The sequence below is a fragment of the Microbacterium sp. MPR-TSA4 genome (assembly GCF_058792815.1).
The window spans coordinates 1-6638 of sequence record NZ_JBXAFF010000077.1 but is presented as its reverse complement, the minus strand read 5'-3'; the positions used below and the strand labels follow the sequence as shown (position 1 = coordinate 6638).

Sequence of the window (6638 nt, the reverse complement as noted above, 5' to 3'; positions counted from 1 at the left end):
GGCTCCGGGCGGGCAGGCCGACGGTGGGGCGGCCGGCGGGGGCGGCGTGCGCGGAGGAGCCTCCGGCAACCCGCTCGTCACGGCGTTCGAGGCGAACAGCACGTGGGCCCAGCTCATCGCCGAGAAGAAGACGCAGTTGCAGCAGACGCTGATCGCGAACGGCACGCTGTCCACCTCGGTCGACGCGTGGACGGCACTGCTGACCGCTCAGGCCGGCGATCTCGTCGACGCGTCGACCGTCCAGTCGGATGCCGCGGCCATCCTCTCCGCCGCCGGCGCCTGACCCCCGGGCGGGGGCCGCCGTTGCCCGGGCCCGCCGTTGCCCGGGCCCGCCGTCCCGGAATCGGAGGCGCGCAGCAGAATCGGATGCCGGGGTTCCCCTGGTCCGAATCGGCTTGCGTTCTCCGCATCCGCTGCGCGGCATCTCCACTACGACGTGGCGTCTCCGACCGGGCAGCGGACCTCGCCAGCGAGTACAACCGTCGCTTCAACGGGATCGTGCTGCGCGACTACACCGCCGAAGGGAACGCTCAGCCGGCCGGGGATGGTCGCCTCTTTCGCGCTCCGCGCCCACCAGAAGACCGCCGTGGCCCGCATGGTCAGCGAACCCGCCGTCGGCCTGTTCCACGAGGTCGGCGCCGGCAAGACCGCCGAGGTGGTCGCCGGGGCGATGGAGCTGCGCCGTCGCGGCATGGTGAACAAGGTCGGTGTCGTGGTGCCGAACCACATGCTCGAGCAGTTCCCCCGCGAGTGACTGCAGCTGTACCCGCAGGCGCGGATCCTCGCCGCCAACACCGACACCCTCTCCGGCGATCGGCGGCGCATCTTCGTCGCCCGTGCCGACGCGAACGACTGGGACGCGATCATCCTCGCCCGGGAAGCGTTCAGGCGTCTCCCCGTCGAACCGGACACCATGGCCCGCTACATCGACAACGAAGTCGACACCCTCCGTCACGGCCTGGCGAACCTGGACTCCGAGGATCGGCAGACGGTCAAGCAGATCGAGAAGCGGATCGCCGCGTCCAGGAGACGCAGAAGCGTCTCCTGGACGCACCACGCGATGCGGGGATCGCGTTCGAATCCACCGGCATCGCGGAAGCCGAGGGTGGGTGGATCAGCCTGCGCACAGGAGGCGATGGCCCGCCCCAGCGTGCGGAAGAAGTTGAAGGGCCGGCAGTCGGCGATCCCGCCCGAGACGGACGCGGCGATCGCCAGAGCGCTGGATGAGGGTGACCGGTCCGCGGCCGACGTCGCGCGCATCTACCGGATCTCGCGCAGCGGCGTCTACCGCGCCGAGGTCAGACACCGAGCACGGATGGAGAGCGGAGGATGAAGCTGATACCGATCCCCGATGCCGACGGGTCTCCGCAGATCTGGATCAACGTTGACCACCTTGTGAGCGTGATGCCCGTCTACCGCGGCGCCTCCGGCGTCATGGTCGACGCGGAGCTGAAGGTTGACGGTATGCCGCTGTATCGAGTCAAGCTCGGAGAGCATTTGGATCGGGGTGCTGCGCAGCTGGTATTCGAGGGGTGGTCGATGCGTCTCGAACAAGGACTGATTTGATCGTCCGCGAGGGCGAGTGGCGACACAGGACTGATGCCTCAACTCTCCGAGATCTGGTCGTCCCTCTCAACATGGCCCGGGCTGCGGGGATCGTCGTCGATGCGGAGGATGGAGTGTGCTGCCGTGCGGTGGACTTCTGTCCGCGCGGTGATCGGTGAACGCCGCACCCTTGTGGCACTTCTATGAAACTCACAGGATGGGCTATATGAGCACATCAAGTCGGCGACTCTCTGGAGTCTGCATCTTGTCCATCTGTGCCTTCATAACCGCAGCGCTCGTGTCCGTGTGGGCCGTCATTGTCGGAACGCAAATCGAAAGCGAGATCGACGCGACCGCAGTCCAGACGTACTACTTCATTGCCGATGGGCTCGCCCTGGTTGGGGTTGTCGCGCTCATCGTGAGCATGAGGGCGCGCAAGAGCCGGCCCTAGCTACGAGAGAAGGCGACGTTCCGGCATTACCAGTTGCAGAGACTGGGGAACATCTCCAGCGGGTTGCTGAAGCCCGTGGCCACGCTCTCCAGGTCGCCGGCGTCGAGACTGAAGACCCTGGCACGCTGATCGTGCTGCGCGATCGCCTCACCGTCTCCCTCGAGGACGCCGCGGCTCTGCATAAGCAGCTGCTCAGCGAGTACGCGCGAGCGAACGGGACCGTCGAGCGGTCCGCGGCCGAACGGCAGCTCCGTGAGGCGATACCACCCGAACACGCCACACAGGAGCACCAGGCGCGCATCCGCCACGCCCGCACCGCTCAGGACGCACGCACCACCGCGTCGGCGCCGACGATCGACGACGGGTCCGGCATCCGTTGAGCACCATGTCCGAGCGTACGAGGAAGCCGCTAGCGTCGACGGCAGTGAGCAACGAAACCGGAGTAGCACATGCCCAACAACGCTAGTGGACCACATTCGACTTCCCCGCGAACCCTTCGCTCGATCACGTGGATCGAGCACTGTTGCAGGCCTCGCGATACGGCGACAAAAGGGGGTTTCCAGCATCGTATGTGAGCTTCGTTTTGAGTGCTGGGTGGGCGAAGACCGCGGGGATGTGGATGGTCTATCCTCCCGTGCTTCCCGGCTACGCTGACGGGCTGCAAGGACGCGGCCGAGTCCTGACCGAACGCTTTCGAGCGATTTATCACGACAACGAAGTGGAAGGTTTCAGTTTCACACTCGAGCCCGACGGCAGCTGGGACCTCGTCGACCAGCTGGAGGTGTTCGCCTACAGCGAGAACGGCGATGCGCTGCTCTGGCAAGTGAATGCACGCCAAGACTCCGGCGAGTTCCCGACCTGGCTGTCGGCCAACCTCAACGCACTCGAACTGGTCGGCGACACCCTCGACGACGTGCTCGTCGCGTTGAACAGTCGCATAGGGAACCGAGGGTCGGTCAGCGTGGATCCGCTGTTCCCCGCGACAATCTGACGAAGCCGAACGCGCTAGCAGGGAACGGCTCGAGGCAATTCGAATGCGAATTGAGACCTTCGGTTGATCCGATTTCGAGTCCCCTTCCGTACGGTTGAAGAGTCGGGAGTCATCCCCCGATTCCCGGAGAGAGAAGGCATACGTGAAGATCAATACGAAACTCAGGACGCTCGCGATTCTCGGGGCGGTTGCCCTCGGTTCTATCGGTGGTCTGACGGCCACCGCGGCCAACGCGGCCGACGATTCGGCGGGTCAGACCACGTCGACGGGCATCGTCGAGCGGGATATCAACACCGTCAGCGTTGAACCTGCCAACGACGAAGCGAACCTCGCCAAGCTGAACCAGCTCAAGGGGACGCAGACGTCCGCGGAGATCGCCGCGATCGTTAGCTCGGAGAAGAAGCACGTCGCTCTCCTCGACACCGAGACCAACACTTATGTGGCCGCCTTCTATGTGCAGGAGCCGACGTTCACGCTCTTCGCGATCAGCGTTCGCGGCCCGGGCTGCGCGACGACTGACGCCTGCGCAACGACCGCCTCGGGCACTCCCAACGGGTACTACGGCACGGGTCAGCGTGACATCAACCTGACGAACATCACGAAGATCTTCGCCGGCAACCGCAACACCTCGTTCTGGTACAACGTCAGCGGCGGCTCTGCCGCTGACTACGTTGCAGCGGGTGCCACCACCTATCTGTCCTCCGCGCGGCACTACCTCAGCATCACGCGGAGCTGACACCCGACACCACTAAAAGGGGCTTCCGCTGGTTCAGCGGGAGTCCCTTTACGTCTGGCTAGAGAGTTGCACCCCAAGATGCTGCCTGTCAGCCGTGGGAGCGGGTGATCCACTGGTCCCATTCGGTCTCATCGGTGGCGTCCGACCAGTCGCGGATGGGGCGGCTCTCCTGGTGCCCGTTGGTGCAGCCGGCGCTGGCGGATGCCTTCTTGACGCGTCCGACGGCGAGGGCGTAGCGCTCGTGCCACCCGATGGAGCCGAGGCCGGTGTCGTTGGGGTCGAAGAGCGCGCGGTGCGCGCTGCGGAGGGCGGATAGTTCTTCGACGAGCCACCCGTGCTTCCACCAGCAGGCGGGGATGACGGTGGGGCTGACCTGGTAGCGGAGGGTGAACCACTGCACCCACGCGCGAAGGTCGATCCACACGTCGTGGGCGGTTTCGTCGTCGAGCTCGCGCCAGTTCACTACCCACACGGCGTCGAGCTCGGCGGCGGCTTGACGGTTGTCGAGGTCGATCTCGGCCTGCATCACCGCCGCGGCCTCGTCGACCGTGAAGTCGTCGAAGTCGTCGCTCATGATCCTTCTCCCCCTCGGGTGGTGTGTTTGCGTCTGACGATCTGCAGCGCGGTCGTGGACGCCTGCTCGCGGGTGCGGTGGCGTGCCAGGAGCGGGTCGCGGTCGATGATCCGGTGCAGCAGCTCGTGGCAGGCCGGGTGCAACGGCCGCAGGTCCTCGTGCGACTCGTCGGCGTACCAGCCGGCCAGCCGGCTGCTGTCTTCTTCACCCCGTCGTAGGACAGGTGGTGCAGTTCGATTTCGCGCCGGTCGGCGGTGCGATCGCATCCGACGCACGTCCACTCCCCCGCGAGCTGCAGCTGGTCGCGGAACCAGCGGTCGCGGCGCGCGAACCACTGCGGCGAGGTCAGGTAGCCGGTGCGGTACGTGTTGCCGCGCGAGGGCCGGCGTCGGTTAGACATCCCGAGCCCGCGCGGTGAAGTGAGCTTGCTGTTCCCGCTCGAGGTCGCGCTTGCTCGTGGAGATCTCCCGCCCGTCGCAGCGTTCGGCCCACCCGTCGAGCTCCAGCAGCACGGGCCGGCGGTTGCGGTAGCTGAGAAGGCCCGTGCCGTTTGGCATCCGGCGTAGCTCGTCGACGGTCATCAGCGGGAGACGCTCGTGCTGTTCGCTGGTGGAGTAGCCGAGCTGCTCGGTATTCCACGACCGTTGCGTGCGCTGACGGTCCCGGTACCCGAGGAGCCGTTCGACGTCGCCCAGGTGGTCAGCGTCGCCACCACCCCCGAGGAGCACCTTCGCGGTCGCAGCAGACCAGATCGTGGAGGCCTCGGCCGCGGACCAGCTGGTCTCCGCCTGGGACAGCGCCTGCAGCACGACGAGCGTGCAGATACCGCGGCCGCCGCCGTCGGCCATGACGCGGGGAAGGCGCTCCCAGCGGAACATGTTCGCGACCCCGTCCAGGATCAGCCCCAGCGGGATCGATAGCCGTGCACCAGGCGACGCCATCGCACGCTTCCGACCGACCTCCACGATGTCGTCGAGCAGTGGGAACAGGAGCCCGCCCATCGCCGTCGCACCGGTGGACGAGCCAAGAAGGTACAGCGTGTTCTCCCCGTCGAGGAACTCGGCGGAGGCGAACGGGGCGTCCGCGCCCGTCGGGGACAGTACGTCGCGGATCTTTGGGATCGAGAGCGGCGCGACGGCTGCCTGCACCCCGAACCACTGCGACGACAGCAGCCTCGGGTCTCCCTCGAGGACGGATTCCAGACCGTCGCCCCCCGGGCGTCCCGTAGATGCGGAGAATGTCGACGGGGCCGCGCGTGAGCCCCGGCGCCGACCCCACCGGTACAGGTCGTCGACGGATCTGTTCTGCACCCCACCTGTCTTCGGCGACCCGCCCGCCCATCGGCCCGCCGTCGCGGAATCGGAGGCGCGCGCCAGAATCGGATGCGGGGGCTGCCCTGGTCCGAATCCGCTTGCGGTCTCCGCATCCGCTGCGCGGCATCCAGCACTCGACGCGGCTTCCGGTGTGCGTGCCCGCTTCGGCCGCCTGCCCACACTGCCTGCGCCCTGCCGCTATCCCGCCCAGCCGCCGCGGAATCGGACGTGCGCGCCGGAATCGGATGCGGGAGCGCATGTGGTCCGAATCTGCTGCGCTCCTCCGAATCCGCCGCGGCGCGGCAGCCGCCCCGGCCCGGGCGGTCAGCGGCGGGGCAGGATGTCGTCGAGGTGGGCAGCGAGGTGCGCGGCCACGTCGACGCTCTCGCGGTCGTACAACCACTGGTACTGCAGGCCGTCCCACAGCGCGACGAGGCGGATCGCCTCGCGCTCGGGGTCGCGGTGCGCCGGCAGGTCGCCGTCGTCGCGCGCGGCGCTCAGCATCGCGGCGAGGCGGTCGATCGCGAGCGTGAAACGGCGCTCGAAGTAGTCGTGAGCCGGGTGGTCGTCGGGCAGGGCCTCGCACGAGAGCACCGCGTAGACCTCGATCAGTCCGGGCGCGGTGGCCGCGTTGGCGGCGGCACCGCGGGGGATGTCGCGCAGGATGTCGGCGGCGCGGGTGAGTCCTTCCAGGGGTTCGACCGAGACGGCCCGGTCGCGCTCGGCGAGGACGGCGCCGAGCAGCGCGTCCTTGGAGGAGTAGTGGTGCAGCAGGGCCGATTTGGACACGCCGACACGTTCCGCGATCTCGCGGAGGCTCGTGGCGGCGTAGCCGTCGCGGGCGAAGAGGGCCGTCGCGTCGCGGAGGATGCGGGCCCGGCGCTCGCGGCCGACCCGATAGCCGTCGGTGCCGGTCTCGTCGGCGGATGCCGAGTCGAGCGGCTGCCACGAGACGGACACGGCGGAACCAGGACCCCCGGAAACAGAACCCGCAGACCCCCCAGAACCAGAACCCCCGGAACCAGAAC

11 protein-coding genes are annotated in these 6638 nt (G+C 67.7%); 8 read left to right on the top strand and 3 right to left on the bottom strand.

What is annotated here, in order from left to right:
- The 7 genes from AC1Q49_RS15870 to AC1Q49_RS15840 form a co-directional block, all read left to right on the top strand.
- Window positions 1-283: hypothetical protein (locus AC1Q49_RS15870; protein WP_492493349.1), on the top strand; the 283-nt coding region annotated here is incomplete at its 5' end.
- Between the two features lie 261 nt (window positions 284-544).
- On the top strand, window positions 545-754 hold the full coding sequence (locus AC1Q49_RS15865; protein WP_492493347.1) for a hypothetical protein: 210 nt from the start codon (window positions 545-547) through the stop codon (window positions 752-754).
- On the top strand, window positions 755-1333 hold the full coding sequence (locus AC1Q49_RS15860; RefSeq protein WP_492493351.1) for a helicase-like domain-containing protein: 579 nt from the start codon (window positions 755-757) through the stop codon (window positions 1331-1333).
- The gene (locus tag AC1Q49_RS15855) at window positions 1330-1566 is read left to right on the top strand and encodes a hypothetical protein (protein ID WP_492493345.1); all 237 of its coding nucleotides are present in this window, start codon (window positions 1330-1332) and stop codon (window positions 1564-1566) included. Before AC1Q49_RS15860 ends, AC1Q49_RS15855 begins: the two co-directional genes overlap by 4 nt.
- Before the next feature lie 561 nt (window positions 1567-2127).
- Window positions 2128-2376: a hypothetical protein gene (locus AC1Q49_RS15850; protein ID WP_492493343.1), complete on the top strand. Its 249-nt coding sequence runs from the start codon at window positions 2128-2130 to the stop codon at window positions 2374-2376.
- Between the two features lie 191 nt (window positions 2377-2567).
- Window positions 2568-2987 (top strand): hypothetical protein, encoded by a 420-nt coding sequence (locus AC1Q49_RS15845; RefSeq protein ID WP_492493341.1) that lies wholly within the window; start codon window positions 2568-2570, stop codon window positions 2985-2987.
- 142 nt (window positions 2988-3129) lie between these two features.
- Window positions 3130-3723, top strand: a complete 594-nt coding sequence (locus AC1Q49_RS15840) for a hypothetical protein (RefSeq protein ID WP_492493339.1) — start codon at window positions 3130-3132, stop codon at window positions 3721-3723.
- 88 nt (window positions 3724-3811) lie between these two features.
- Here AC1Q49_RS15840 and AC1Q49_RS15835 read toward each other — a convergent pair whose 3' ends face one another.
- A complete protein-coding gene (locus tag AC1Q49_RS15835) occupies window positions 3812-4297 on the bottom strand; it encodes a hypothetical protein (protein WP_492493337.1) in 486 nt (161 codons plus the stop codon).
- A 23-nt stretch (window positions 4298-4320) separates the two neighbouring features.
- Between AC1Q49_RS15835 and AC1Q49_RS15830 the strand changes: the two genes are divergently transcribed.
- A complete protein-coding gene (locus AC1Q49_RS15830; protein WP_492493335.1) occupies window positions 4321-4515 on the top strand; it encodes a hypothetical protein in 195 nt (64 codons plus the stop codon).
- A gap of 174 nt (window positions 4516-4689) precedes the next feature.
- Here AC1Q49_RS15830 and AC1Q49_RS15825 read toward each other — a convergent pair whose 3' ends face one another.
- Both AC1Q49_RS15825 and AC1Q49_RS15820 read right to left on the bottom strand, forming a co-directional pair.
- A complete protein-coding gene (locus AC1Q49_RS15825; RefSeq protein ID WP_492493333.1) occupies window positions 4690-5607 on the bottom strand; it encodes a type IV secretory system conjugative DNA transfer family protein in 918 nt (305 codons plus the stop codon).
- 327 nt (window positions 5608-5934) lie between these two features.
- Window positions 5935-6570: a TetR family transcriptional regulator gene (locus AC1Q49_RS15820; RefSeq protein WP_317983394.1), complete on the bottom strand. Its 636-nt coding sequence runs from the start codon at window positions 6568-6570 to the stop codon at window positions 5935-5937.
- Window positions 6571-6638: the final 68 nt, after the last annotated feature.